The organism is Rhodococcus sp. 14C212, assembly GCF_011058195.1.
GTDB lineage: Bacteria > Actinomycetota > Actinomycetes > Mycobacteriales > Mycobacteriaceae > Rhodococcus > Rhodococcus aetherivorans.
Map to the genome: position 1 here is coordinate 204,139 of NZ_JAALEH010000001.1, position 26,471 is coordinate 230,609.

Sequence of the window (26,471 nt, forward strand, 5' to 3'; positions counted from 1 at the left end):
TCCCGGTCCGCCGGTATCCCACGACGGTGAGCATCGTCGTGATGCCCGAACTACCGCAGCCTACCCCACGCCGGGATGCTCGTCGGCGCACGCGTCGAGGCCGACCCACTCGGACAGACCGTCCTCGAATCGCTGCCGCTTCCAGATGGGGACCTCGCGCTTGATGCGTTCGACCAGTTCGGCGCACACAGCGAAGGCCTCGGCCCGGTGCGGTGCCGCCACCGCCGCTACCAGCGCGAGATCGCCGATGGTGAGATCGCCCACTCTGTGGACCGCGGCAACCGGCAGTCCCGACTCCGCCGCCACCTGTTCGCAACAGCGGCGCAGGAATCGCTCCGCCTCAGGGTGCGCCCGGTACTCGAGCGCGCTCACCGCGCGCCCGCCGTCGTGGTTGCGCACCACCCCGCTGAACAGCACCACCGCCCCGTGCTCGGGGCCGGCGACCGCGGCATCCACCGACGCCGGGTCGAGCGGCTCGGCCGAGATCCGTGCCAGCAGCTCATTCATGCGCGCCTCCTCCGGCGACCTGGGCCAGCAGGTGGCCGAGAATCGGCTCGAGCACCGCCAGCCCGTCCTTGACGCCACCCGGTGAGCCGGGCAGATTGACCACCACCGTGCGGCCCACCAGCCCGGCCACGCCGCGTGACAGCGAGGCGTGCGGGGTGGCCTGCAGGCCACGCAGGCGGATGGCCTCGGCGACCCCCGGCAGCTCGCGGTCCAGCAGCGTCAGCGTCGCCTCCGGGGTCGCGTCCGTGGGGGAGGCGCCGGTCCCGCCGGTGGAGATCACCAGGGCCGGGTCGCCGGCGAGTGCGTCCTCGAGCCCCCACGCGATGTCCGCGTCGGCGTACACCAGCGGACCACGCACCGTGAAGCCGCGCGCCTCGAGAAAGTCCGCGATCAGCGGGCCCGTCCTGTCCTCCCGCGTACCGGCAGCCACACCCGTGGACGCGACGAGCACCGTCGCCGTCACGCCGGCCCGCGCGACGATCTCCTTGGGCGTGACGGTCTCGTCCTTCGCCGGTATGGCGGTCTCCGCCTCGTCGCGCTGCCAGTGCCCCCGCTTCCCGCCGTCCTTCGAGACCAACCGCACTCCGTTCAGCACCGCGGCGGGGTCGACGGCCTTGACCATGTCGTGCAACGTCAGCCCGGCCACCGCGACGGCGGTGAGAGCCTCCATCTCGACGCCCGTGGGGCCCTTCGTCTTTGCCGTCGCCTCGATCGTGATCGCGGTGTCGGTGAACCCGAAGGCCACCTTCACCGACGACAGCGCCAACTGGTGACACAGCGGAATCAGCTCCCACGTGCGCTTGGCCGCCGCGATCCCGGCGATCCGCGCGGTGGCGAGCACGTCCGCCTTGGGCATGTCGTCGGCTCGCACCAGCGACACGACCTCCGCGGTGGTGACGAGTTCGCCGGCGGCGACCGCGACGCGGGCGGTGTCGGCCTTGCCGGACACGTCGACCATGCGGGCGCGGCCTCGGTCGTCGAGGTGACTCAGGACCCCGCCGTCGGGCGGGGTGAGGTCGTGCGATTCGGTCATAGCGGCAGTACCTTCACGAGTTCTCCGGTTTCGAGGTCCGTGGTGTCGGCGGGGATGTCGAGCAGCACGTCCGCGGTGGCCATCGCGGCGATCAGGTGGGACCCGGCGCCGGGGATCGCCACCACGGCGCCGCCGTCGCGGCGACCGCGCAGGAACTGGCGTTTGCCCGGAACGGAGCTGAGACGTGTTGACAGGGGCCGGGTCTCGGGCTCGACGGCGGGCAGTCCCGCAGCGGCCCGCAGCACCGCCCGGGCGAACACCTCGAACGAGACCAGCGCGCTGACCGGATTGCCGGGAAAGGTCAGCACCGGCACGGAATCCACCAGTGCCGTGCCCTGCGGACCACCCGGCTGCATCGCCACCGACACGAATTCGGCACCTCGCGGGCCGAGCACGTCCTTGACGACCTCGAAGTCGCCCTTCGACACCCCGCCCGAGGTGAACACCACCTCGGCGACGGAGGCGGCGTGAGCGAGTTTCGCCGCGAACACCTCCGCATCGTCGCCGCTGCGATCCACCGAGATCACCAGCGCCCCGTTGGCGGCCGCGCTGGCGGCCAGGGCCGGCCCGTTCGAGTCGTGGATCTTGCCTGGGGCGAGAACGCTTCCACCGGGCACCAGTTCGCTGCCGGTCGAGATCACCGCCACGCGCGGCCGAGTGCGGACGGACACGTGGGTGAGGCCGACGGCGGCGAGCGCCGCGACGTGCCGGGCCGCGACGACCGCGCCCGCGGGCAGCAGCGTGCGACCGCCGCGGATGTCGCTGCCGCGCTCGCGCACGTATGCCCCCGGCTCGGGCAGCGTCTGCACCGTGACACGGTGTCGCCGCCCCTCGGCCGGAACGGCGGTGTCCTCGGCCGGAACGGCGGTGTCCTCGGCCGGAACGGCGGTGTCCTCGACCGGAACGACGGCGTCGGCACCGGTGGGCAGCGGCGCGCCGGTCATGATCTTGGTCGCGGTCCCGGGCACGTGCTCGACGACCCCGTCGCCGGCCGCGAGGACCGCACGCACGGGCAGGGTCGCGGGCACGGCGGTGAGCGAGGCCGTGTCGACCGCGTAGCCGTCCATCTGTGAATTGCGGAAGGTGGGAAGGTCGATCGGAGCGACAACGTCCTCGGCCAGCACCCGGCCCAGCGCCTCGAGCAGCGGCACCGGTTCGGTACCGCGGATCAGCAACGGGGAGAGCAACGTCGCCACGTGTCGCGCATGGTCCTCCACCGACCGCCTGCCGCCCGTCATGGGCCAATCCTAGGCACATCGCTCGCGGCGCCGTGCGGCCTCGTCCGGTCGTGTTCCTGCTCCTCCCGCGCGACGGGGCCCGCGACGGCATACTGAGGGTCATGAGGACGGAGGCCCGATGACCGCGGTGCACGTGGGGATCCCGGCGGTGCGCCCTGCCGCGGCCGACGACGTCTCCGACCGGCCCGACACCCCCGTACTGCTGGACCGGTTCGGGCGGGTCGCGCGCGACCTGCGGGTGTCGATCACCGAGAAGTGCTCGCTGCGCTGCACGTACTGCATGCCCGAGGAGGGGCTGCCGGCGATCCCGCGCGAGCGGCTGCTCAGCGCCGAGGAGATCGTGCGTCTCGTGGCCGTCGCGGTGCACCGGCTCGGGGTCCGGGAGGTGCGCTTCACCGGCGGGGAGCCGCTCATGCGGCGGGACCTCGAGCAGATCGTCACCGGGTGTGCCCGCGCCGTCCCCGGCATCCCGCTGGCGGTGACGACCAACGCGGTGGGTCTCGCCCATCGTGCCCGGGCGCTGGCCGAGGCGGGCCTGACCCGGGTCAACATCTCCCTGGACTCGGTCGACCGCGCGCGGTTCGCCCGGCTGACCCGGCGCGATCGGCTCGATTCGGTGCTGGAGGGGATCCGGGCGGCCAAGGCGGCCGGGTTCGCGCCGGTGAAGATCAACGCGGTGCTGATGCCGCAGACCCTGGACGGGGCCGCGGACCTGCTGGCCTGGTGCCTCGACGAGGGCGTGCAGCTGCGGTTCATCGAGCAGATGCCGCTCGACGCCGACCACGAGTGGGCCCGGGCGAACATGGTGCCCGCGCAGCGGCTGCTCGACGTGCTCGGCGGCCGCTTCATGCTCACCGAGGTCGGCCGCGAGGACCCGTCCGCACCGGCCGAGCGGTGGGCGGTCGACGGCGGGCCCGCGACGGTCGGCATCATCGCGTCGGTGACGCGGTCGTTCTGCTCGGACTGCGACCGCACCCGCCTGACGTCGGAGGGCACCGTGCGTTCGTGCCTGTTCAGCGATCGGGAGACCGATCTGCGGGCGGCGCTGCGGGGCGGGGCGAGCGACGACGAACTGGCCGCGTTGTGGCGCGGTGCAATGTGGAACAAGTGGGCCGGGCACGGCATCGACGCGGCGGACTTCACCCCGCCGCAGCGCAGCATGGGAGCAATCGGTGGCTGAAACGACGGGTATCGAGGTGCGGTACTTCGCGGCGGCGGCGGACGCGGCCGGAGTGGAGAAGGAGACGGTGGCGCTGGCGCCGTCGGTGGACCTGGGCACCCTCAAGACCGCGCTGATCGACCGGCACGGCGCCGAGATGGCGCGGGTGCTGTCGGTGGCCGCGTTCCTCATCGACTCCGAACTCACCCGTGACCTCGGACGCGCCGCCGGCCCGGTGGTCGACGTCCTCCCGCCGTTCGCCGGCGGCTGACAGATCGGCCCGGGCGGTGGTGTGGCCGTCAGCGCCACCAGGTGTCGAGCGGCGACACCGGCACCGTCCGCTTGTGCCGGGTGTTCAGGAACGTCCGCTCGAGCTTCCCGGCGAGCTCCGGGGTGACGTCCTTGCCCTCGAGGTAGTCGTCGATCTCCGCATACGTCATTCCCAGGGCCACCTCGTCCGGAAGGGCCGGCCGGTCCTCCTCGAGATCCGCGGTCGGCACCTTCTGCCAGGTGCTGTCGGGAGCTCCGAGCTCGCGCAGCAGCGCTGCGCCCTGCCGCTTCGTCAGCCCGGCGAGCGGGGTCAGGTCCACCCCGCCGTCACCGTGCTTGGTGAAGAACCCGGTCACCGCCTCGGCGGCGTGATCCGTCCCGACCACCAGGTAGCCGAGCGCGCCGGCGATCGCGTACTGCAGGATCATCCGCTCGCGGGCCTTGATGTTGCCCCGCACGAAGTCGCTCAGCTGCGATCCGTTGCCGTAGATCTCGTGCATCGCCTGCCCGACCTCGGCGGCGGACGCGTCGGCACCGGGCTTGACGTTGATCCGCAACGAACGGTCGGGACCGATGAACTCCAGCGCGACCTGCGCGTCGTGCTCGTCGGCCTGCTCGCCGTAGGGCAGCCGCACCGCGACGAACTCGGCCTCGCGCCCCTCGGCGCGCAGCTCCTCCGCCGCGAGCTGGGCGAGCCGGCCGGCGAGGGTGCTGTCCTGACCGCCGCTGATGCCGAGAACGAACCCCTTGCTGGGGGTCGACACGACGTAGTCCTTCAGGAACTGCACCCGGGACCGGATCTCCGCCCGGGGTTCGATCGTCGACCGGACGCCGAGTTCCTCGATGATCTGCTCGCGAAGGTTCGCCATAGTCCGAACCCTAGCGGGAGGTCCGACGGTCTGCTCGGGTGACATGCGCGGCGCGCCGCGGGCACACTCGTGGCAATGAGCAGCGAGGTCTTCCGCAAGCACCGGGCCGGGGCCCACCCCGACTTCTTCCGCGCCGAGGCCGCCGGGCTGGCCTGGCTCGCGGACGCCGGCATGCCCGTTGTCGGTGTCCGCGACGTCGGGGCCGACCACATCGACCTCGAGCGGTTGACCGAGACGGCCCCCACCGCCGCGGCGGCGCGGGAGTTCGGCGTTCGCCTGGCGCGTATGCATGCCACGGGTGCCGCCGGATTCGGTTGTTCGCCGGACGGATTCGACGGCCAGCTGTTCATCGGCAAGCGGCCGATGAGTCGCACGGTCCACGCGAGCTGGGGGGAGTTCTACGTGGTGGAACGGGTCGAGCCGTTCCTGCGGATCGCGGTGGACGCCGGCAGCGTCACCGCCACGCAGCTGCCCGACGTCGAGCGGGCCTGCGCGCGCGTCGCCGCCGGCGAGTTCGACGACGGTGCGCCGCCCGCCCGTCTGCACGGCGACCTGTGGAACGGCAACGTGCTGTGGACCGCGGCGGGGGTGGTGCTGATCGACCCGGCGGCGCACGGTGGTCATCGCGAGACGGACCTGGCGATGCTGGAACTGTTCGGCTGCCCCCGGCTCGACGAGATCGTCGCGGCCTACGACGCCACGTGCCCGCTGCGTGCCGGATGGCGCGAGCGCGTGCCGATGCACCAGCTGCATCCGCTGGCGGTGCACGCGGCGGGCTACGGTGCGGGATACGGGCGGGCGCTGCACCGGGCGGCGCTCGCGACCCTCGCGCTGGGAGAGAAGAGTTGACCGAGATCCTCGTCGTCGCCGCCACGAAGTCCGAGGCAGCGCACGTGCCGGCGCACTACGAGACGGTGATCACCGGCATCGGCAAGGTGCACGCGGCCGTCGCGGTGACCGAGGCGCTGGCGCGGCACCGGCTCGGGACCCCGCCGGTGGTGGTCAACATCGGGACCGCCGGGGCGCTGCACCTGCACCACGGCGGCCTCTACGTGCCCTCGGCGGTGATCAATCACGACATCAGCAGCGAGGTGCTGCGCAGCCTCGGCTATCCGGTCGAGGACGTGCTCGAACTCGACGACGGGGACGGGACGGTGCTCGCCACGGGCGATTCCTTCGTCTCGGACGCGCAGGTGCGGGACGCGCTCGCCGCCCGCGCCGACCTCGTCGACATGGAAGGCTTCGCGATCGCGTTCGCCGCGTCCCGCATGGGCGCGCAGTGCCGGCTCGTCAAGCACGTGAGTGACCACGCCGACGAGAGCGCGCTGGACTGGCCGGCCAAGGTCGACGCCAGCGCCCGCGAACTCGCGCAGTGGCTGGTCGAGCGGTACTGAGCCGGAGCCGGCTCGTCAGCGGGCGGTGTACCCGAGGCCGGTGACACCGTCGGCGGCGGTCAGCCGCATCGCCGCGCCCTCGACCGCGTAGCGCACCTCGCCGGACAGCACGCCCAGGACGGCCGACTCGATCCGCGCGAGCTCCGGGTCGGGGCACGCCGCGCGGGTGGTGGCCAGCGGCCCGAACGTCACCACGGTGTCTGCGACGGTGGCGGTGCCGGTGAACCGGTTGCAGCCGGTGCTGCCCGAGACCGTGCCGTCGCCGGCGACGGTCAGTGTGGGCGCGGCGTCCTCGAGGGCGCGGGAGGTCGACACCGCGTCGGCCGTGACGAGTTCGGTGAGCACCCAGTGCGTGTCCACGACGGGGCGGTCGGGGTCGGCGACCTTCCGGTCGAGCAGTGAGACGGACACGTTGCCACCGTCGAGGGTGAGTACGTCGCCGTCGAGGCGCCAGCGCGGTTCCGAGGCCAGCAGATCGGACAGCCAGGTGTCGGCGCGGTCGAGCGGCGGCGGGCACGACATGAGAGTGCTGCCGAGCCGATCGGCGCGCAGCACGCCGTCGCCGAGTTCCACCGAGCCGAACGAACGGTTGCAGCCGGCGGTGGCGGCGATCCGGCCCGCATCGGGGAACTCCACCACCAGGGGGCCGCCGCCGGGAATCTGCGGGCCCGACACGGCGGTGGAGACGAACGCCCGCCCCACGAGCACGGCTGGGTCCTGGGGCGGGGCGGCGGCGCCGTCGCTCGCGCAGGCGGCCGTCGTCGCGGCCAGCGCGAAGAGAATCGAGAGCCCGAGAGTCCGCCGCATGCCGGTCACGGTACCGCCCGCCCGGCGGCGGGCGGCGCCGTGACGACGCGGCGGGCCAGGTCCGCCCACCCGTCGGCGAGCCGGTCGAGCGAAAACCCGAGATCGCGCCACTGATGCAGGACCAGGGTGGCCTCGAGCGGGGCGAACAGGGACTGGGCCAGCAGCGGGAGGTCACCGTCGACGCCCGCGGTACGCAACAGGACTTCGAGGTGGGTCAGGCTGACGGCCCGTGCCGGGGCGGTGAACCGGGCCTCGGCGGAACTCTCGGCGGCGCGGAGCACCTCGCCCTGCACCTCCACGAGACGGATGCGGGCACGACCGAACGCGACGAGTCGGTCGACGGGATCGGCGCCGGGCCCGAGCGGCGGGGGACCGGTGAGGAACTGCTGCTGCAGGGCCTGCTCGGAATGGTCGAGCAGGGCGCGCATGAGTCCCGCGCGGGAGCCGAAGCGGCGGAAGACGGTGCCCTTGCCGACGCCGGCGCGCGCGGCGACGGCGTCCATCGTGACCGCGTCGACGCCGCGTTCGGCCACGAGGAGCGAGGCCGCCTCGAGGAGCCGGCGCCGGTTGCGGGCGGCGTCGCACCGTTCGACACTTTCGTCCCCGACCAGCGGCAGCAACGGAATGTTCACCACGTCACAGTACCGCCCGGGAATTTAAGTGGACCGTGGTCCGTTTAGAGTGGGGTCAGACCCGGACACCCAGACCGAAGGATCACCACCATGTCCCAGACCCGCGTTCTCGCTCTCGTCGGCAGCCTGCGCTCCGCCTCCGTCAACCGCCGCCTCGCCGAGACCGCGGCCGCCGTCGCGCCGCAGGGCGTCGAGGTCTCCGTGTACGAAGACCTCGGCGAGGTGCCCTTCTACAACGAGGACCTCGACGGCGAGACCGGCGCGCCCGTCGCCGCCGGGGCGCTGCGCGTCGCGGCGAGCGAGGCCGACGCCCTCCTGCTCGTCACCCCCGAGTACAACGGCACCATCCCCGCCGTGCTCAAGAACGCCATCGACTGGCTCTCCCGCCCGTACGGCGCAGGCGCCCTGGCCGGTAAGCCGGTCGCCGTCATCAGCGCCTCGCCCAGCGGCAACGGCGCGAAGTGGGCGCTCGAGGAGACCGTCAAGGCGGTCGGCATCGCCGGCAGCCGGACGGGTCTGCAGCTGTCCATCGGCGGCACCATCGACAAGTTCGGCGACGCCCACCCCAAGGAGAACGCCGAGGTCGCCGAGCAGATCTCCGCGCTGCTCGCCCAGCTCGCCGACGCCCGCCGGGAGCTCGTCGACGCCTGAGCCGTGCGTACCCCGACCGGCCCCGGACCACGCACGGTCCGGGGCCGTCGCTGTCCGTACCCCATTCGCGCCCGCAGCCGTGATTGCCGGGGCATGCTGCGGGGAATACTCGGCCAGTCCCCACCGCGACGGAGGTGCCCATGGCGCACGAGAGCGACAGTCCCGGCGAACACGAGCACACGATCACCCTGCGCGTCGACGGCCGTGAGCGCCGCTGCACCGTCGACGTGCGCACCACGCTCCTCGACGCCCTGCGCGACCGGCTCGGGATCTACTCCCCCAAGAAGGGCTGCGACCACGGCCAGTGCGGCGCGTGCACGGTCCTGCTCGACTCCCGGCGCATCGTGAGCTGCCTGTCGCTCGCGGTCGCCCACGACGGCGCCGACGTCGTCACCGCCGCCGGCATCGCGGACGACGGGCCCTTGCACCTGCCCCAGGCGTTCGTCGAATGCGACGCCTTCCAGTGCGGCTACTGCACGCCGGGCCAGATCTGCTCCGCCGTCGGCATGTTCGACGAGGCCGCCAAGGGTTCCCCGAGCCACGTCACCGCGGACCTCACACAGGACCCGGAACTGACCGACGACGAGATCCGCGAACGCATGAGCGGAAACCTGTGCCGCTGCGCGGCCTACCCCAACATCGTCGAAGCGCTCCGCCACGTCGCGCGCGGGGAGGGGCACTGCTCGTGAAGACGTTCCGCTACGAGACGCCTGCCGATCCCGCCGCCGCGGTGGGCGCGGTCGCCGGCCACCCGGGTGCCGCCTTCCTCGCCGGCGGCACGAACCTGGTGGACCACCTCAAGCTCGGCGTCACCGCGCCCGACGTCCTCGTCGACGTCTCCCGTCTGCCGCTCGACGTCGTCGAGGAGACCGCCGAGGGCGGGCTGCGCGTCGGCGCCAACGTGCGCAACAGCGACCTGGCCGCCCACCCGATCGTCCGCCGCCGGTACCCGGTCCTGGCCCGGGCCCTGCTGGCCGGCGCCTCTCCGCAGCTGCGCAACATGGCCACCACCGCCGGCAATCTGCTCCAGCGCACCCGCTGCGTGTACTTCCGGGACCCGTCGACCCCGTGCAACAAGCGCACCCCGGGCAGCGGCTGCACCGCGATCGGTGGCTACACCCGGTACCACGCCATCCTCGGCGCCTCCGAACAGTGCGTCGCCACCCACCCGTCCGACATGGCGGTGGCGCTGCTCGCACTCGACGCCCAGGTGACGGTGCTCGGATCGCAGGGGGAGCGGTGCATCCCCGTCGAGCAGCTCTACCGGCTTCCCGGCGAACGCCCCGAGCGCGACACGGTGCTCGAGCGCGACGAGCTGATCCTGGACGTCGAGATCCCGGCGCCCGAAGGTGCCGCCTCGACGTACCGCAAGGTGCGCGACCGGGCGTCGTACGCGTTCGCGCTCGTCTCGGTGGCGGCGGACCTGACGGTCGCCGACGGCGTAATCACCGGATGCCGCATCGCCCTCGGCGGCGTCGCGCACCGGCCGTGGCGCGCCCACCGCGCCGAGCACGTCCTGCTCGGCAGCACTCCCGGTGACGGCGTCTTCGCTGCGGCAGCCGACGCGGAACTCGCCGATGCCCGGCCCCTCGACGGCAACGAGTTCAAGGTGCCGCTGCTGCGCCGCACCCTCGTCTCGGTACTGCGGGAACTCACCTCGGAGGCAGTCGCATGACCCACTCGGCCCAGCGCCCGATCGGCACGTCGACGGCGCGGGTGGACGGCCCGCTGAAGGTGGCCGGAGACGCGCCCTACGCGTACGAGCATCCGGTCGACGACCCCGCCTACCTCGCCCCCGTCACGGCAACCGTGGCGCGGGGAACGGTGACCCGCATCGAGATCGCCGAGGCGGAGGCCCTGCCCGGCGTCCTCGCCGTTCTCACCCCGTGGAGTGCCCCCCGCCTGGCGGACACCTCGGAGGCCGAGTATGCGGTCCTGCAGAGCCCGGACGTCGCCTTCCGAGGGCAGATCGTCGCGGCCGTGGTGGCCGAGACGCCCGAGATCGCGCGCCACGCAAGCGAACTGGTCCGGGTGGAGTACGAGTCCGCGCCGCACGACGTCGCGTTCCGGTACGACCACCCGCGCAGCTATGCCCCGGAACAGGCCAACGGCGGCTATCCCACCGACACGGAACAGGGCGATGCCGCAGCGGCCGAGGCCGCGGAGCGCGACGGCGTCGTGGTCGACGGCTGGTATTCCACCCCGGAGGAGCACAACAACCCCCTCGAACCGCACACCGTCGTGGCCGAGTGGTCCGGCGAGTCGTTGACGTTGTACGACTCCACGCAGAGTGCCCACGGCGTCGTGTCCACGTTGGCTCCCGTTCTCGGTCTGCGCCCCGAACAGATGCGGGTGATCGGTCCCTACGTCGGGGGTGGTTTCGGGTCCAAGGGGGCGCCGCACGCGCACGACGTCGTGGCGGCGATGGCGGCGCGCCTGCTGCCCGGCCGGGCCGTCAAGTTCGCCGTGTCCCGGCAGGACATGTTCGGGTACGTCGGCTACCGGCCGCCCACCGTCTCGCACGTCCGCCTGGTCGCGAGCCGGGAAGGGCGTCTCGAAGCGGTGGTGCACGAGGCCTTCTCGCAGTCCTCGCACGTGCGCGAGTACGCGGAGCAGACGGCGGTGTCGTCGCGGGGGATGTACGCCTCGCCGTATCGACGCACCTCGCACCGCATCGTCCCGCTCGACGTGCCCGCGCCCTACTGGATGCGTGCGCCGGGGGAGGCCCCCGGGATGTTCGCCGGCGAGGTCGCGATGGACGAACTGGCGGTGGCGTGCGGCATGGACCCGATCGAACTTCGGGTCCGCAACGACCCGCCCACCGACCCCGAGTCCGGCCGGCCCTGGTCCTCGCGCCGGTTGGTGGAGTGCCTGCGGGAGGGGAGCCGCAGTTTCGGCTGGGACGCCGCCGACCGCACGCCCGGCACCCGGCGCGACGGCCGGTGGCTGGTAGGGACCGGAGTGGCCGCGGCGAGCTACCCGCATCTGGTCAACCCCGGCACCGAGGTCGCGGTCCGGCACGACGGCGACGGCCGCTTCACCGTCCGCACCGGCGCCGCGGACATCGGCACCGGAGCATGGACCACGCTCACCCTCGTCGCGGCCGACGCGCTCGGCTGCCGGCCCGAGGACATCCATCTCGAGATCGGTGACTCGGCCCTACCGAACGCCACCGTCGCCGGCGGATCCTCCGGTACCTCGTCGTGGGGCACGGCGATCGTCGCCGCGGCCCACGCGTTCCGCAAGCGGCACGGGGATCGACCGGAACCGGGTGCCGAGGCATCGGCGACCGCCGAAGAGAATCCCGCGCTCGAGCACTACCGCATCCAGTCGTTCGGCGCGCATTTCGCCGAGGTGCGGGTGGATGTCGACACGGGCGAGATCCGGGTACCCAGGATGCTCGGCGTGTTCTCCGTGGGCCGGGTGGTCAACCCCCGGACCGCCCGTTCGCAGCTGATCGGCGGGATGTGCTTCGGCATCTCGATGGCCCTGCACGAGGAGAGCATCCGCGATCCCCGCACCGGCCACGTGGTCAACCACGACCTCGCGGAGTACCACATCCCCACCAATGCCGACATCGGCGACGTGGACGCGACCTGGCTCGACGAGGACGACCTGCACGCCACACCCATGGGGTCGCGCGGGGTCGGGGAGATCGGCATCGTCGGCAGCGCCGCGGCAGTCGTCAACGCCCTCTGGCACGCCACCGGGACGCGGGTGCGCCGGCTTCCGGTGCACCTCGAGGATGTGCTCCCGTACCTGCCCGACAGCCCTCCGCGGTGAGTAATGACCTGGGAATATCACGGCTGTAACTCACAACATCTCGCGTTCTATGAATCTGTCGGCCACTAGGTGTAGTGTCTAGAGCGCTGGAAGGCTTGATCGTTTCCGGTCCCTCGGGGAAGCGGGATCGTGCTGGTACGACGGGCCTCGAGGCGCTGCTGTGCAGTCAGTCGTCAGGTTGTCGAAAAGGGGAAACCATGAACATCACCGTCTACACCAAGCCTGCCTGCGTTCAGTGCAATGCCACCTACCGTGCCCTCGACAAGGCCGGTATCGAGTACGCCGTCGTCGACATCTCGGAGAACCCGGAAGCGCGGGACTACGTGATGGCCCTCGGTTACCTGCAGGCCCCCGTGGTGGTCGCCGGTGACGAGCACTGGTCGGGCTTCCGCCCGGACCGGATCAAGGCCCTCGCCGTCGCCGCCTGACCCGTCGCGCGCCGACCCGCCGCCCCTGCGGCCGGTCGCCGGACCCGAGCGAAGTGATGTGAGACATCCATGACCTCGTTGGTGTATTTCTCGAGCACCTCGGAGAACACGCACCGATTCGTCCGGCGACTGGGGTTGCCGGCCACCCGGATTCCGCTGCACGACCGCGACGGCACCTTCGAGGTGCACGAGCCGTACGTGCTGATCCTGCCGACCTACGGCGGCGGCACCACCGCGACCGGCCGGGACACGAACTTCGTGCCCAAGCAGGTCATCCGGTTCCTCAACAATCCGCGCAACCGTGCGCTGATTCGCGGGGTCATCGCCGCCGGCAACACCAACTTCGGCGAATCGTATTGTTACGCCGGGGATGTGGTCTCCCAGAAGTGCAAGGTCCCGTACCTCTACCGGTTCGAGCTGATGGGTACCGCCGAGGACGTCGAGCGTGTCCGCGAGGGCCTGGCACAGTTCTGGGCGCAGTCGTTGCAGTCGGCGTAACCGCGACCTCACCCACACTCGTCCATTCCATCAACGCTGCGTCACCGTCGGGGATACGGGTGCGCGGCGAACCCGTCTACTCACAGTGGGAGCAAGCACCGTGACCGTCACCGAAGCCGCGCCGGCAGCGAGCGCCAAGATCGACGAATCCCTCAAGGGACTCGACTACCACGCGCTCAACGCGATGTTGAACCTGTACGGGCCCAACGGCGAGATCCAGTTCGACAAGGACGTCGCCGCCGCGCGCCAGTACTTCCTGCAGCACGTCAACCAGAACACGGTGTTCTTCCACAACCTCGAGGAGAAGCTCGACTACCTCGTGGAGGAGAACTACTACGAGCCCGAGGTGCTCGAGCAGTACTCCCGCCCGTTCGTCAAGCAGCTCTTCGAGCACGCCTACTCGAAGAAGTTCCGCTTCCCGACGTTCCTGGGCGCGTTCAAGTACTACACCTCGTACACGCTCAAGACGTTCGACGGCAAGCGCTACCTGGAGCGGTTCGAGGACCGCGTCTGCATGGTCGCGCTGACCCTCGCCGCCGGCGACGAGCAGCTCGCGACCCACCTCGTCGACGAGATCATCTCCGGCCGGTTCCAGCCCGCGACCCCGACGTTCCTCAACTCCGGCAAGAAGCAGCGCGGCGAGCCCGTCTCCTGCTTCCTGCTGCGCATCGAGGACAACATGGAGTCCATCGGCCGCTCGATCAACTCGGCACTGCAGCTGTCCAAGCGCGGAGGCGGGGTTGCGTTGCTGCTGAGCAACATCCGAGAGCACGGCGCGCCGATCAAGCAGATCGAGAACCAGTCCTCCGGTGTCATCCCGATCATGAAGCTGCTCGAGGACTCCTTCTCCTACGCCAACCAGCTCGGGGCCCGCCAGGGTGCCGGCGCGGTGTACCTGCACGCCCACCACCCCGACATCTACCGGTTCCTCGACACCAAGCGCGAGAACGCGGACGAGAAGATCCGCATCAAGACCCTCTCGCTGGGCATCGTCATCCCCGACATCACGTTCGAGCTGGCGAAGCGCAACGAGGACATGTACCTGTTCTCGCCGTACGACGTCGAGCGCATCTACGGTGTGCCGTTCGCGGACATCGACGTCACCGAGAAGTACTACGAGATGGTCGACGACAAGCGCATCCGTAAGTCGAAGATCAAGGCGCGCGAGTTCTTCCAGACGGTGGCGGAACTGCAGTTCGAGTCCGGCTACCCGTACATCATGTTCGAGGACACCGTCAACCGGGCCAATCCCATTCAGGGCAAGATCACCCACTCGAACCTGTGCTCGGAGATCCTGCAGGTCTCCACGCCGTCGACGTTCAACGAGGACCTGTCCTACAGCCATGTGGGCAAGGACATCTCGTGCAATCTCGGCTCGCTGAACATCGCCAAGGCGATGGACTCGCCGGACTTCGCACACACCATCGAGGTGGCGATCCGGGCGCTGACCGCCGTGTCGGACCAGACCCACATCTACTCGGTGCCGTCGATCGAGCAGGGCAACAACGACTCCCACGCGATCGGCCTCGGGCAGATGAATCTGCACGGCTACCTCGCCCGTGAGCGCATCTTCTACGGCTCCGACGAGGGCGTCGACTTCACGAACATCTACTTCTACACCGTGCTGTTCCACGCGCTGCGCGCATCGAACCGGCTCGCCGTCGAGCGGGGCACGTACTTCAAGGGCTTCCCCGAGTCGAAGTACGCCTCGGGCGAATTCTTCGACAAGTACACCGACCAGGTGTGGGAGCCGGCCACCGCCCGCGTGCGGCAGCTGTTCGCCGACGCCGACGTGGCGATTCCCACGCAGGACGACTGGCGCGCGTTGAAGGCGTCCGTCCAGAAGCACGGCATCTACAATCAAAACCTGCAGGCCGTGCCGCCGACCGGGTCGATCTCGTACATCAACAACTCCACCAGTTCCATCCACCCGGTGGCGTCGAAGATCGAGATCCGCAAGGAGGGCAAGATCGGCCGCGTCTACTACCCCGCTCCCTACCTGACCAACGACAACCTGGAGTACTTCCAGGACGCGTACGAGATCGGGTACGAGAAGATCATCGACACGTACGCGGCGGCCACCCAGCACGTCGACCAGGGCCTGTCGCTGACGTTGTTCTTCAAGGACACCGTCACCACCCGCGACGTGAACAAGGCGCAGATCTACGCCTGGCGCAAGGGGATCAAGACGCTGTACTACATCCGGCTGCGGCAGATCGCGCTCGAGGGCACTGAGGTGGAAAACTGCGTTTCCTGCATGTTGTGATATCAGCAATCACTCTTGGGGGCGGGAGCGAATGTGACACCGGCAACAGGTGGTTTGATCTACGGGGTTCGGCTGCGAATGGAGTTCGAATACCGCTATCTCGGTCTCACCACTAAGACCGCGCATGTTCGCTTACGTCAGCACTTCAAAACTGCTTATGGTGGTCGGAAGACGCCATTCTACGACTGGCTCAGGAAGCAGGATCGAAATGACGTTGTTGCCGACGAACTAGATTGGGTGGAGGGGCTGGAGGAGCTTGGTCAAGCCGAGATCGCCTGGATCGCACTCCTTCGCCGTGAGGACCAGCCACTTCTCAACCTGTCGCAGGGAGGACTCGGGCCGACCGGTGTTGTATGGACCGACGAGATGCGGGAAGCTGCTCGAACTCGTTCCACGGGCAGGGAAGGGACCAGTCGGTTCGCTGAAGAGAATCCGTTTTTCGGACGTGAGCATTCCGAGGATCAACGTGCGAAGTGGTCGGATACCCGAAAGGGCACAAACACCGGGGCTTCGAACCCGAACTTCGGAAAGTTCGGCGAGTCCCATCCGAGCTTCGGACGCGTCATGCCAGAGGAATTGCGTTCGCGACTTTCTGAACAGAGGCGGGGCGCAGGAAACCCGAACTTCGGGAAACGCGCAAGCGCAGAGACCCGCGCAAAGATGTCGGCAGTTCGAAAGGGGCGGCCGATGCCCTCGAGTAGGCGCAGCGCACATACGCGATATCACACGAACAAGGGTGTCTTCAAGGACACGTGCCAGTACTGCATCGAGGATGCAGCCGGAACCAATGATGAGTGAAGAAAGCGACAGTTGCTATGCGTGACAAGCCCAAACTGATTGATCGCGTCTCCGCGATCAACTGGAACCGCGTTCCCGATGAGAAGGATTCCGAGGTCTGGGATCGTCTCACCGGCAACTTCTGGCTCCCGGAGAAGGTGCCTGTGTCCAACGACATCCAGTCGTGGGGCACCCTTACCGAATACGAGCAGGAGCTGACGATGCGGGTCTTCACAGGCCTGACGCTCCTCGACACCATCCAGGGCACGGTCGGTGCGGTGTCGCTGATACCCGACGCGGTGACCCCGCACGAGGAGGCGGTACTGACCAACATCGCGTTCATGGAATCGGTCCACGCGAAGAGCTACTCGCAGATCTTCTCGACGCTGTGCTCCACCCGTCAGATCGACGACGCCTTCCGTTGGTCGGAGGAGAACGAGAACCTGCAGCGTAAGGCGCAGATCGTCCTCGACTACTACAAGGGCGATGACCCGCTCAAGCGCAAGGCCGCCTCGACGATGCTCGAGTCGTTCCTGTTCTACTCGGGCTTCTACCTGCCGATGTACTGGTCTTCGCGGGCGAAGCTGACCAACACCGCGGACATGATCCGGCTGATCATCCGCGACGAGGCCGTGCACGGCTACTACATCGGCTACAAGTACCAGCGCGGTCTCGAGCAGGTCACCCAGGCCGAGCGAGACGAGCTCAAGGACTGGGTCTTCGATCTGCTGTTCGAGCTGTACGACAACGAAACCCATTACACCGCGGACCTCTACGACGAGGCCGGGCTCACCGAGGACGTCAAGAAGTTCCTGCGGTACAACGCCAACAAGGCCCTGATGAACCTCGGCTACGAGGCACTGTTCCCCAAGGACGAGACCGACGTGAACCCGGCGATCCTGTCCGCGCTGTCCCCGAATGCCGACGAGAACCACGACTTCTTCTCCGGCTCGGGCAGCTCGTACGTGATCGGCAAGGCCGTCGTCACCGAAGACGACGACTGGGACTTCTGACCCCACGGTCCACCCGCTGTGGCCGAATGTCACACGCGTTCGATCCGATCGAGCACGTGTGACATTCGGTCGTCCGGCGCACCGTCCGGCGCACCGTCCGGCGCACCGTCAGGGGCGGCGGAACCACGCCTCCGGCACGTCCCGCAGCGCCTTCTCCAGGCGCAGCACCGACGTGGCGGTCATGTTCTGCGGCAACGAATCCGGCGCGAACCAGGCCACCTCGAGGTTCTCGTCGTCGGCGACGTGGGCCGCGCCACCCGCCGGGTGCATCAGGAAGCACACGTCCAGGTACCGCGCGACGTCCCCGTTGGGATAGGTGATCGGAGCGGTCACGTCCACGCTCGTGAGCCGGACGATCTCGGCGTCGACTCCGGTCTCCTCCCGCACCTCGCGCACGGCCGCGACGGCGGGTTCCTCGCCGGGTTCGAGGATGCCCGAGACCACGGCCCACAGGCCGTTGTCCGCGCGACGGGTCAGCAGCACCCGTCCGTCGGGGTCGACGACGACGGCGCTGACGCCGGGCAGCCACAGCGGCGCGGCGCCGACCTGTGCGCGCAGTTGCGCGACGAACTCCGGAATAGGCATGTCCCCGGGCGCCTTTCGACGAGGTCGACTCAGTTGGAATAGCCGTTGAGGGTGTTGCGCACATCGGTCAGGACGGCCTTCGCGGCCACCGGGCCGGGCGTGGACCACACCGGGTCGTCCACCGCGAACAGCCGGCTGTCGGTGACCGCCCCGAGCTCGAGCCACGCCTCGGAGTCCATCACCTCGCTGCCGTGCGCGACGCCGTCCTCGCCGGCGAAGCGGACGTAGATCAGGTCGCCCTCCGCGGCGGCCGGGTCGGCCTCGTCGAGCGGGGCGTCCGCGCGCCCGTCCTGCACACCGAACCGCTGTGCGGGCGGGCGCGCGGCGCCGGTGTCGGCGAGGACCTGTCCGGCGAACGAGGCGGTGCCCTCGACGACGGCGCCGTCGCCGGTGAACCGCACGATCGACGCCTGCGTCTGCGACGCGGTCACCGCCTTGCCGACGTCCGTCGCGGTGGCGCGGTAGTCGTCGAGCACGCGGCCGGCCGCTTGCGAGCGTCCGAGTGTTTCGCCGGCGCGGAGGAACTGCTGCCGCCAGAACACCGGGTCGGAGCCGACGAGCACCGTCGGCGCGACGGTGCCGAGCCGGCGGTAGAGCTCCGGGTCGGCGGAGGAGCCGAGGATGAGGTCCGGCTCCACGCCGTCGATGAGCGCGACGTCGGGCGCCGACGTGGTGCCCACCGACGGCAGCGTCGCGATCCCCGTGCCCAGGTACTCGGCCCGGGCGACGTCGGTGGTCGTGCCGACCACCCGCTCCCACAGGCCCAGCGCGCACACCGCGTCCATCGCGGCGGCGTCGAGCACGACGATCCGCTGCGGGTCGGCGGGCACCTCGGAGACGCCGCCGGTGTGGATCACCGACCGGGTACCGCCGCCGGGCTGCCCCGGGTCCAGGGGACTGGGCAGCGCGCACGCGGTCGTCGTGTCCCGTTCGATCCCGACGACGGCGGCCCCGGCGATGCGGGTGGTGGTGCGCACGATGCTGCTCGCCGGATCGTCGGTCGCGTCCGCACATCCCGCCAACCCGAGTGCCGCGACGGCGGCGAGGACGACGGTGCACGTGGCGGCGCGAGACCGGGACGCTGCGGGCATACGACCACTCCTGTCTAGGGGACGGTCCAGGTTAACTGGTGTGCGGATCGACCCCGAACGCCTCGGCGAGGTCGTCGAGGATCTCGTGCGCGCCCTGGATGGACACCGGCGTCATCCACAGGCTGTCGTCCACGTCCACCTTCCGGCCGCGCAGGTTCTGCCACAGCGGGTTGGACAGGAACGGCTGCGCCGCCGCGTCGGACTTGCCCTCCCCGTCGCGGTACATGCTGACGAAGATCACATCCGCGTCCGCCTCACCGATGAGTTCGGGGCTGATCGCGTTCATGATGCTGCTCGGATCGGCCGGGTCGGGCCCCTGGCTCGCGGGCCGGGCCAGGCCGGCGTCCTCGAGGACGATGCCGCTGAACGACGTGGTGCGGTAGAGGCGGGCGGTGGGCTCGCCGGCGAAGCGGACCACCGAGACGGTGGGGTTGCCGGCTGTGGCGTTGATCTCGTCGCCGATGGTCTTCGCCCGGGCCTCGTAGTCGGCGATCTTCTGTTCGGCGAGGTCCTCCTTGCCGAGGGCCCGCGCGGCGAGGCGGATGTTGTCCTTCCACGTCGGCCCGGTGCTCTCGGAGAAGACCGTGGGCGCGATGGCGGAGAGCTTGTCGTAGTTCTCGCCGTCGCGCACGTCGGCGGACAGGATCAGGTCGGGTTGCAGGGCGGCGATCTTCTCCAGGCTCGCGTCGGAGACCGTGCCGACCGACGTGGCCTCGGCGGCGAACTGCCCGCGGCCGTCGCCGAGGTAGTCGGGTAGTCCCTCGGTGCGGTAGTCGACGTAGCCGACGAGGTCGGACTCGAGCAGCAGCGTCGCGTCCGCGTAGCTCGTGTCGAGCGCGACGACCCGCAGCGGCGGGGAGTCGAGGGTGGTCGTTCCGCGGAAGTGCTCGACGGTGCGTGGGAAGCCGGCGGTGACGGGGGTCTGCTCGGCCGTCGCGCCGGAGGAACAGCCCGCGAGCAGCACGGCCGCGGTGAGGGTCGTCGCCAGGGCTGCGATGCCACGGCGCACGGGGAGGAGATGCACGGTGAACCTCGTCTCTCGGGATCACAATCAGTTAGGAAACGCTTACCTTAGTGCGCGGGCGAAAGCGTGTGGTCGGTGGGGTGTGCCACGGCCCCGGGTTGCGTGGGTCACAGACCCCCGCCGGTATGCTCGACCGCCGAGTACGACACTGAGTAGGACCCGGTGAGCGTGCGGTGGTCGCACCGTCTACGATTCGATCAGCGCAAGCCAGAGAACGTTCGCCTCGCACTGCGAGTCGAGCGCGCAATCAGGAGGATTAGTGACTGCCGTAGCGCCCCAGCCAGTCCCGGAGATAGCTGCAGCGAGGCCGTACCCGCCGCGGCAGGGACCCAAGGGCTCGTTCTTCTACAAGATGATCACGACCACGGATCCCAAGATGCTCGGGATCATGTACATGGTCACCTCGTTCGCGTTCTTCCTCATCGGCGGCGTGATGGCTCTGCTCATCCGCACCGAGCTCGCGGTCCCGGGTCTGCAGTTCCTGTCGAACGAGCAGTACAACCAGCTGTTCACGATGCACGGCACGATCATGCTGCTGATGTACGCGACCCCGGTCGTGTTCGCCTTCGCGAACTACATCCTGCCGCTGCAGATCGGCGCCCCCGACGTCGCGTTCCCGCGTCTGAACTCGTTCAGCTACTGGCTGTACCTGTTCGGCGCGACGATCGTGACCGCCGGCTTCATCACCCCCGGTGGTGCGGCCGACTTCGGCTGGACTGCCTACAGCCCGCTCACCAGCGAGCTGCACTCGCCCGGCGTCGGCGGTGACTTCTGGGTCCTCGGCCTCGGCGTGATGGGTCTGGGCACCATCCTCGGTGCGGTCAACTTCATCACTACCGTCGTGTGCCTGCGCGCCCCCGGCATGACCATGTTCCGGATGCCCATCTTCACCTGGAACATCCTCATCACCAGCGTGCTGATCCTCCTGGCGTTCCCGCTGCTGACCGCCGCGTTCTTCGGCCTCTTCGTCGACCGCCACCTGGGCGGGCACATCTTCGACCCCGCCAACGGCGGCGTCATGCTGTGGCAGCACCTGTTCTGGTTCTTCGGTCACCCCGAGGTGTACATCATCGCGCTGCCGTTCTTCGGCATCGTCTCCGAGATCTTCCCGGTCTTCTCGCGCAAGCCGATCTTCGGCTACACCGGCCTGGTCTACGCGACCCTGGCCATCGCCGCGCTCTCGATCGCGGTGTGGGCGCACCACATGTACGCCACCGGCGCCGTGCTGCTGCCGTACTTCTCGTTCATGACCTTCCTGATCGCGGTGCCCACCGGCGTGAAGTTCTTCAACTGGATCGGCACCATGTGGAAGGGCCACCTGACGTTCGAGTCGCCGATGCTGTTCTCGGTCGGCTTCATCGTCACCTTCCTGTTCGGCGGCCTGTCCGGCGTCATCCTCGCCAGCCCGCCGCTCGATTTCCACGTGACGGACTCCTACTTCGTCATCGCGCACTTCCACTACGTGCTCTTCGGCACCATCGTGTTCGCCACCTACGCCGGCATCTACTTCTGGTTCCCGAAGATGACGGGGCGCATGCTCGACGAGCGCCTCGCCAAGTGGCACTTCTGGCTGACCTTCCTCGGCTTCCACACCACGTTCCTGGTGCAGCACTGGCTGGGCAACGAGGGCATGCCGCGCCGCTACGCCGACTACCTGCCCTCGGACGGGTTCACCACCCTGAACGTCATCTCGACGATCGGTGCCTTCGTGCTCGGCGCCTCGACCCTGCCGTTCCTGTGGAACGTGTTCAAGAGCTACCGGTACGGGCAGGTCGTGACCGTCGACGACCCGTGGGGCTACGGCAACTCCCTCGAGTGGGCGACGAGCTGCCCGCCGCCGCGGCACAACTTCTACGAGCTGCCGCGCATCCGCTCCGAGCGCCCGGCGTTCGAGCTGCACTACCCGCACATGGTGGACCGCATCCGTGCCGAGGCGCACGTCGGTCCGGGCAGCAACAAGCACAACCATGTGGCGCTGAGCGAGGGCGCCGAGAGGACCCCCGCCGACCGCTGATCCGCACACCGGATCGACGCTTCCCGAGGCCCCGCCCGTCCCGACGGGCGGGGCCTCGCGCATTCTTCCGGGGTGGACCCCAGCTCGTTCGGCACCCCGTTCACCTGGCACAATGAGTGAGCATGTGCCGCGACGGACGAAGGATCGGAGACGTAGGTGGCGTCTGACACCGCGATGCTGGTGACTGTGACGGGGCCGGACCATCCCGGCGTGACCTCGGTGCTCTTCGCGGCGCTCACCCGGCACGAGGTCGACCTGCTCGACGTCGAGCAGGTCGTGATCCGTGGCCGGCTCACCCTCGGCGTGCTGGTCTCCTGCCCCGCCGATCCCGATGCCCTGCAGGACGAGATCGAGGCCGCCATGGCCACCATCGGCATGCACGCCCAGGTGCAGACCGGTGTCGAGCCGGGTATCGGCTCGACCGTGTCCACCCACGCCGTCGTCGTCCTCGGCAGTCCCGTCAGCGCCCGGGCGTTGCGTTCGGTGGGTCGTGAGCTCGCGCGGCAGGGCGCCAACATCGACTCGATCCGGGGGCTCGCCGACTATCCGGTGACAGGTCTCGAACTCATGGTGACCGCGGCCGACCCCGGCGCCGACGCCGATGTCCGGTTGCGCACCGGGCTCGCCGAGGTCGCCGCGGGCCTCAATGTCGACATCGCCGTCGAGCGCGCCGGTCTCGCCCGCCGCTCGAAGCGGCTGATCGTGTTCGACGTCGACTCCACCCTCGTCCAGGGTGAGGTCATCGAGATGCTTGCCGCGCACGCCGGCGTGGAGGACAAGGTCCGCGCCGTCACCGAGGCCGCGATGCGCGGGGAGATCGACTTCACCGAGTCGCTGAACCAGCGGGTGGCGACCCTCGCCGGGTTGCCCGCGTCGGTGATCGACGAGGTCGCCGAGAACCTCGAGCTCACCCCCGGTGCCCGGACCACCATCCGCACGCTGCGCCGGCTCGGCTTCCGATGCGGCGTCGTCTCCGGTGGGTTCCGGCAGGTCATCGACGGCCTCGCCCACGAACTCGAACTGGACTTCGTCCGGGCCAACACGCTCGAGATCATCGACGGCAAGCTCACCGGCCGCGTCGTCGGCGAGGTCGTGGACCGCGCTGCCAAGGCCCGTGCCCTGCGGGAGTTCGCCGCCGAGGCCGGCGTGCCGATCGAGCAGACCGTCGCGGTCGGCGACGGCGCCAACGACATCGACATGCTCGGCGCGGCAGGGCTCGGCATCGCCTTCAACGCCAAGCCGGCGCTGCGCGAGGTCGCGGACACCGCGCTGTCCCACCCGTACCTGGACGCGGTGCTGTTCGTTCTCGGCGTCACCCGCGACGAGGTGGAGGCCGCCGACCGGGTCGACGGCACCCTGCGCCGCGTGCCCCTCGACACCGGTGCCTGAGGCCACGGCACCGCTCGGTCCCGACGTGGTGGCTCGCCACGGTCCCGACGTCGTGGCTCGCCGCGGTGCGGATGTCGTGGCTCGCCGCGGTGCGGATGTCGTGGCTCGCCGCGGTGCGGATGTCGTGGCTCGCCGCGGTGCGGATGTCGTGGCTCGCCGCGGTGCGGATTTCGTGGCTCGCCACGGTGTCCTCGCCCGCGGCTACGGGCATCGACCGGACCCGGAGGATCCGGGGGCGGTGCTCGCGATGCCGATCGTGCTGCACATCCCCAAGCAGGATCCGCCCTCCCGCAGCGCGCTCCTCGAGGCCGCTGCGATGGCGACGATCGCGCTGTGCCTGGACCCGCGCGTCGGAACCGGGCCGACCGGCGAACCCGGCCCGTGGCGCGAGCCCTACCTCGCGTGGACCGACGCGCGCATCCGCAAGGTCAGCCGCCGCGCCCGTGGCGCCCAGTGGCGCGCCGCGCAGGAGGTCGACGGAATCACCGTCGAACACCGTGGGGCACACGCCCGGGCACTGGTCCCCGGGCCAGTCGGCGCTCTCGATCCGCGCATCTCGAGGCTCCAGATCGGCGGCACCGATCTACCCCACGACACCCCGGACGATCCGCCCGCCGGCGTTCCGGTGCTGTGGATCGACGCCGCGCTCGGTATGACCGTCGGGAAGGCCGCGGCACAGGTCGGCCACGCCGTGATGCTGTTGGCCGGGGCCCTGGACGCCGAGCGCGCCGGCGCGTGGGCCGACTCCGGGTTCGTGTGTGCCGTACGCGATGCCGACCCCGTCCGATGGCGGCACCTGACGGAGCAAGTCGACGCCGGCACCGCCGTGGCGGTGCGGGACGCGGGATTCACCGAGGTGGCGCCGGGGTCGGTGACGGTCGTCGCCGTCCCGGGCTGATCACTTCGCGATCCGGAACACCAGCAGCGTCGGGCCGGTCAGCGGGAACGTCGAGCCGGCGGGCAGCGGCGTGAGATCCGCAGGCTCCCCGTCGCCGGAACTCGAGTCGAAGGCGCACACCATTTCACCGTGGTACCACTCGGCCCGGCCGAGGGTCAGGGTCGTGGGTCCGCCGGCGTGCAGCACGAGCAGGCCGCTGCTGTCCGTCAGCGGAACGCCCGCGCGGGTGACCGTGCCCAGTTGCGAGCCGTCCACCCACGCCTGCAGCGTCCGCCGGTTCTCGTCGAGCCAGTCCGCCTCCTGCAGTTCCCTTCCGTCCGCGCCGAACCACACCAGGTCGGGGTAGCCGACCTGGCGGGCCCTGCCGTCGAAGAAGCGGCCCTGACGCAGCACCGGCACCACTTTGCGCAGACGCAACGTCTGCCGGACGAACTCGACGAGTTCCTGGTCCGCGTGCTCCCAGTCGAGTGGCCAGGCGTCGCGGACCGGGACGTCGGCGGGGACGCTGTAGGCATTGTTGTTCCCGCCCTGGGAGTGCCCGAACTCGTCGCCGGCGAGCAGCATCGGGGTGCCGGTCGACAGCAGCAGGGTGGCGAGGAGCGCACGTACGTGCCGGGCCCGGGCGGCTGTGATCCGTGGATCGTCCGTGGGTCCTTCGACGCCGTGGTCGACGGATTCGTTGTTGTCGCTTCCGTCACGGCCCTGTTCGCCGTTGGCCTCGTTGTGCTTGCGCCGGTAGCTGACGAGGTCGGCCATCGTGAAACCGTCGTGCGCGGTGACGAAGTTGATCGACATCCACGGCCGGTGGGTGTGCCGGCCGTAGAGATCCTCCGAGCCCGCGAGCCGGGAGGCGACCTCCCGGATTCCCGCACCGCGCGCCCAGAAGCGCCGCACCGAGTCGCGGTAGCGATCGTTCCACTCCGACCACTGGGGACCGATGTTCCCGAGCTGGTAGCCGGGCAGGGTCGCATCCCAGGGCTCGGCGATCAGCTTGAGCCGGGTCAGGACGGGGTCGGTGGTGATCGCGGTGAACACCGCCGCCCGGGGGTCGAAGTCGCCGCCTCGCGGGCGGGCGAGCGCACTGGCCAGGTCGAACCGGAAGCCGTCCACGCCCATCTCCGTGGCCCAGTACCGCAGGCTGTCGCAGATCATCCGCACCGCCACCGGGGAACTGCCGTCGACGGTGTTGCCGCAGCCCGTCAGGTCGATGTCGTGGCCGGTGGCGTCGAGAAGGTAGTAGCCGGGCGCGTCGAGGCCGCGCCAGGACACGTGCGGGCCGTCCACCGACCATTCGCAGGTGTGGTTGTAGACCACGTCGAGGATCACCTCGAGGCCCGCCTCGTGGAGCGTGTCGACCATTGTCCGGAACTCCGCGATCTCGTTGCCGGGAGTGGCCGCGTAGCCCGGGTGGGGTGCGAAGTACGACGCGGTGGAGTAACCCCAGTGGTTGCGCATGCCGCGATCCCGTACGGGTGGTTCGGTGAGGAACGCATGCACGGGCAGCAGTTCGACGGCGGTGACCCCCAGGCCGACCAGGTGTTCGAGCACGGCCGGCGCGGTCAGGCCCAGATAGGTGCCGCGCCACTGTTCGGGGACGGCGGGATGGCGGGCGGTGTAGGAGCCGACGTGCAGTTCGTAGATCACCGTCTGCTCCCACGGCGTGCCGGGGCGGTTGTGCCGGGCCCGGCCGGGGTTGTCGGCCACTACCGACAGCGGTGTGTGGCCGAGGGAGTCCACGGTCGACGCATCGCCGAACGGATTGCGCTCGTAGCCGAGCAAGCGGGCCGTGTCGCCGATGTCACCGGTCAGTTGCCGGCCCCACGGGTCGAGCAGCAGCTTGTGCGGATTGGCACGTAGCCCGGTCCGGGGCTGCCACGCGCCGTGCACGCGGTAGCCGTAGCGCTGGCCCGGGCGGACCCCCGGCACCGCGCCGTGCCAGACGCCGTACGTCTTGTCCGGCAGGTCGATGCGTTCCTCGCGGCCGGCGTCGTCGATCAGGCAGAGCTGAACACGGCTGCCGTGGGGCGCGTGCACGGCGAACCGCGTCCCGTCGTCGCCGGGGAAGGCGCCCAGCGGGAAGGGGGCGGCGTCGGACCGGGCGACGGCGGATCCCACCGGCGGCTCGCCGGGGGCGGGGGAGGGGTG

Annotated in this window: 26 protein-coding genes; 16 read left to right on the forward strand and 10 right to left on the reverse strand. The window is 70.0% G+C overall.

Annotated elements, in window-relative coordinates:
- Positions 1–60 precede the first annotated feature (60 nt).
- Genes G6038_RS01010 through glp form a run of 3 tightly spaced genes read right to left on the reverse strand, consistent with a single transcriptional unit; the run spans position 61 to position 2,778 of the window.
- Entirely contained in the window at positions 61–507 is a 447-nt protein-coding gene (locus G6038_RS01010; protein ID WP_165035458.1) for a molybdenum cofactor biosynthesis protein MoaE, read from the reverse strand.
- Positions 500–1,540, reverse strand: coding sequence for a bifunctional molybdenum cofactor biosynthesis protein MoaC/MoaB (gene moaCB / locus G6038_RS01015; protein WP_165035459.1), 1,041 nt, complete (start codon positions 1,538–1,540; stop codon positions 500–502). Before moaCB ends, G6038_RS01010 begins: the two co-directional genes overlap by 8 nt.
- Positions 1,537–2,778: a gephyrin-like molybdotransferase Glp gene (gene glp, locus G6038_RS01020; protein ID WP_165035460.1), complete on the reverse strand. Its 1,242-nt coding sequence runs from the start codon at positions 2,776–2,778 to the stop codon at positions 1,537–1,539. Before glp ends, moaCB begins: the two co-directional genes overlap by 4 nt.
- 118 nt (positions 2,779–2,896) lie before the next feature.
- On the opposite strand from glp, the gene moaA reads away from it, so the two are divergent.
- A complete protein-coding gene (gene moaA / locus G6038_RS01025; protein ID WP_165035461.1) occupies positions 2,897–3,958 on the forward strand; it encodes a GTP 3',8-cyclase MoaA in 1,062 nt (353 codons plus the stop codon).
- On the forward strand, positions 3,951–4,208 hold the full coding sequence (locus G6038_RS01030; protein WP_165035462.1) for a MoaD/ThiS family protein: 258 nt from the start codon (positions 3,951–3,953) through the stop codon (positions 4,206–4,208). The genes moaA and G6038_RS01030 overlap by 8 nt, the downstream gene beginning before the upstream one ends.
- Before the next feature lie 28 nt (positions 4,209–4,236).
- Here G6038_RS01030 and nadE read toward each other — a convergent pair whose 3' ends face one another.
- Positions 4,237–5,076 carry an ammonia-dependent NAD(+) synthetase gene (gene nadE, locus G6038_RS01035; protein WP_165035463.1) on the reverse strand — a complete coding sequence of 280 codons (840 nt, stop codon included), beginning with the start codon at positions 5,074–5,076 and terminating at the stop codon, positions 4,237–4,239.
- A 75-nt stretch (positions 5,077–5,151) separates the two neighbouring features.
- Here nadE and G6038_RS01040 point away from each other — a divergent pair, with 75 nt between their 5' ends.
- Entirely contained in the window at positions 5,152–5,925 is a 774-nt protein-coding gene (locus G6038_RS01040; protein WP_165035464.1) for a fructosamine kinase family protein, read from the forward strand.
- Positions 5,922–6,470, forward strand: a complete 549-nt coding sequence (locus tag G6038_RS01045; RefSeq protein ID WP_165035465.1) for a nucleosidase — start codon at positions 5,922–5,924, stop codon at positions 6,468–6,470. The genes G6038_RS01040 and G6038_RS01045 overlap by 4 nt, the downstream gene beginning before the upstream one ends.
- A gap of 15 nt (positions 6,471–6,485) precedes the next feature.
- Here G6038_RS01045 and G6038_RS01050 read toward each other — a convergent pair whose 3' ends face one another.
- On the reverse strand, positions 6,486–7,277 hold the full coding sequence (locus G6038_RS01050; protein WP_165035466.1) for an META domain-containing protein: 792 nt from the start codon (positions 7,275–7,277) through the stop codon (positions 6,486–6,488).
- Between the two features lie 5 nt (positions 7,278–7,282).
- Positions 7,283–7,909: a TetR/AcrR family transcriptional regulator gene (locus tag G6038_RS01055; RefSeq protein WP_165035467.1), complete on the reverse strand. Its 627-nt coding sequence runs from the start codon at positions 7,907–7,909 to the stop codon at positions 7,283–7,285.
- Between the two features lie 90 nt (positions 7,910–7,999).
- Here G6038_RS01055 and G6038_RS01060 point away from each other — a divergent pair, with 90 nt between their 5' ends.
- The 9 genes from G6038_RS01060 to nrdF all read left to right on the forward strand — a co-directional run bounded on the left by G6038_RS01060 (position 8,000) and on the right by nrdF (position 17,325).
- Positions 8,000–8,560, forward strand: a complete 561-nt coding sequence (locus tag G6038_RS01060; protein WP_165035468.1) for an NAD(P)H-dependent oxidoreductase — start codon at positions 8,000–8,002, stop codon at positions 8,558–8,560.
- Positions 8,561–8,700: 140 nt separating this feature from the next.
- Positions 8,701–9,249 (forward strand): 2Fe-2S iron-sulfur cluster-binding protein, encoded by a 549-nt coding sequence (locus G6038_RS01065; protein WP_165035469.1) that lies wholly within the window; start codon positions 8,701–8,703, stop codon positions 9,247–9,249.
- The gene (locus G6038_RS01070) at positions 9,246–10,235 is read left to right on the forward strand and encodes a xanthine dehydrogenase family protein subunit M (protein ID WP_165035470.1); all 990 of its coding nucleotides are present in this window, start codon (positions 9,246–9,248) and stop codon (positions 10,233–10,235) included. Before G6038_RS01065 ends, G6038_RS01070 begins: the two co-directional genes overlap by 4 nt.
- Positions 10,232–12,343, forward strand: a complete 2,112-nt coding sequence (locus G6038_RS01075; RefSeq protein WP_165035471.1) for a xanthine dehydrogenase family protein molybdopterin-binding subunit — start codon at positions 10,232–10,234, stop codon at positions 12,341–12,343. Before G6038_RS01070 ends, G6038_RS01075 begins: the two co-directional genes overlap by 4 nt.
- A gap of 197 nt (positions 12,344–12,540) precedes the next feature.
- A complete protein-coding gene (locus G6038_RS01080) occupies positions 12,541–12,771 on the forward strand; it encodes a redoxin NrdH (protein ID WP_165035472.1) in 231 nt (76 codons plus the stop codon).
- 69 nt (positions 12,772–12,840) lie between these two features.
- Positions 12,841–13,269: a class Ib ribonucleoside-diphosphate reductase assembly flavoprotein NrdI gene (gene nrdI / locus G6038_RS01085; RefSeq protein ID WP_100056708.1), complete on the forward strand. Its 429-nt coding sequence runs from the start codon at positions 12,841–12,843 to the stop codon at positions 13,267–13,269.
- 139 nt (positions 13,270–13,408) lie between these two features.
- The gene (nrdE, locus tag G6038_RS01090) at positions 13,409–15,535 is read left to right on the forward strand and encodes a class 1b ribonucleoside-diphosphate reductase subunit alpha (RefSeq protein ID WP_346772717.1); all 2,127 of its coding nucleotides are present in this window, start codon (positions 13,409–13,411) and stop codon (positions 15,533–15,535) included.
- Positions 15,536–15,613: 78 nt separating this feature from the next.
- Positions 15,614–16,333 (forward strand): NUMOD3 domain-containing DNA-binding protein, encoded by a 720-nt coding sequence (locus tag G6038_RS01095; protein WP_165035474.1) that lies wholly within the window; start codon positions 15,614–15,616, stop codon positions 16,331–16,333.
- Positions 16,334–16,350: 17 nt separating this feature from the next.
- Positions 16,351–17,325, forward strand: a complete 975-nt coding sequence (gene nrdF / locus G6038_RS01100; protein ID WP_165035475.1) for a class 1b ribonucleoside-diphosphate reductase subunit beta — start codon at positions 16,351–16,353, stop codon at positions 17,323–17,325.
- A 108-nt stretch (positions 17,326–17,433) separates the two neighbouring features.
- Here nrdF and G6038_RS01105 read toward each other — a convergent pair whose 3' ends face one another.
- The 3 genes from G6038_RS01105 to G6038_RS01115 are packed head-to-tail and all read right to left on the reverse strand — an operon-like array spanning position 17,434 to position 20,025.
- The gene (locus G6038_RS01105) at positions 17,434–17,910 is read right to left on the reverse strand and encodes an NUDIX domain-containing protein (RefSeq protein WP_165035476.1); all 477 of its coding nucleotides are present in this window, start codon (positions 17,908–17,910) and stop codon (positions 17,434–17,436) included.
- A 29-nt stretch (positions 17,911–17,939) separates the two neighbouring features.
- Positions 17,940–19,001, reverse strand: coding sequence for an ABC transporter substrate-binding protein (locus G6038_RS01110; RefSeq protein WP_165035477.1), 1,062 nt, complete (start codon positions 18,999–19,001; stop codon positions 17,940–17,942).
- A 31-nt stretch (positions 19,002–19,032) separates the two neighbouring features.
- Positions 19,033–20,025: an iron-siderophore ABC transporter substrate-binding protein gene (locus G6038_RS01115; protein ID WP_165035478.1), complete on the reverse strand. Its 993-nt coding sequence runs from the start codon at positions 20,023–20,025 to the stop codon at positions 19,033–19,035.
- Between the two features lie 259 nt (positions 20,026–20,284).
- Here G6038_RS01115 and ctaD point away from each other — a divergent pair, with 259 nt between their 5' ends.
- The 3 genes from ctaD to G6038_RS01130 all read left to right on the forward strand — a co-directional run bounded on the left by ctaD (position 20,285) and on the right by G6038_RS01130 (position 24,326).
- Positions 20,285–22,039, forward strand: a complete 1,755-nt coding sequence (gene ctaD, locus G6038_RS01120; RefSeq protein ID WP_165035479.1) for a cytochrome c oxidase subunit I — start codon at positions 20,285–20,287, stop codon at positions 22,037–22,039.
- 174 nt (positions 22,040–22,213) lie between these two features.
- On the forward strand, positions 22,214–23,428 hold the full coding sequence (gene serB, locus G6038_RS01125; RefSeq protein WP_206024118.1) for a phosphoserine phosphatase SerB: 1,215 nt from the start codon (positions 22,214–22,216) through the stop codon (positions 23,426–23,428).
- Between the two features lie 124 nt (positions 23,429–23,552).
- Entirely contained in the window at positions 23,553–24,326 is a 774-nt protein-coding gene (locus G6038_RS01130) for an aminoacyl-tRNA hydrolase (RefSeq protein ID WP_346772715.1), read from the forward strand.
- Here G6038_RS01130 and glgX read toward each other — a convergent pair whose 3' ends face one another.
- Complete coding sequence (gene glgX / locus G6038_RS01135; RefSeq protein WP_346772718.1) at positions 24,327–26,441, reverse strand: glycogen debranching protein GlgX; 2,115 nt, start codon at positions 26,439–26,441, stop codon at positions 24,327–24,329. It lies immediately after the preceding gene.
- Positions 26,442–26,471 lie beyond the last annotated feature (30 nt).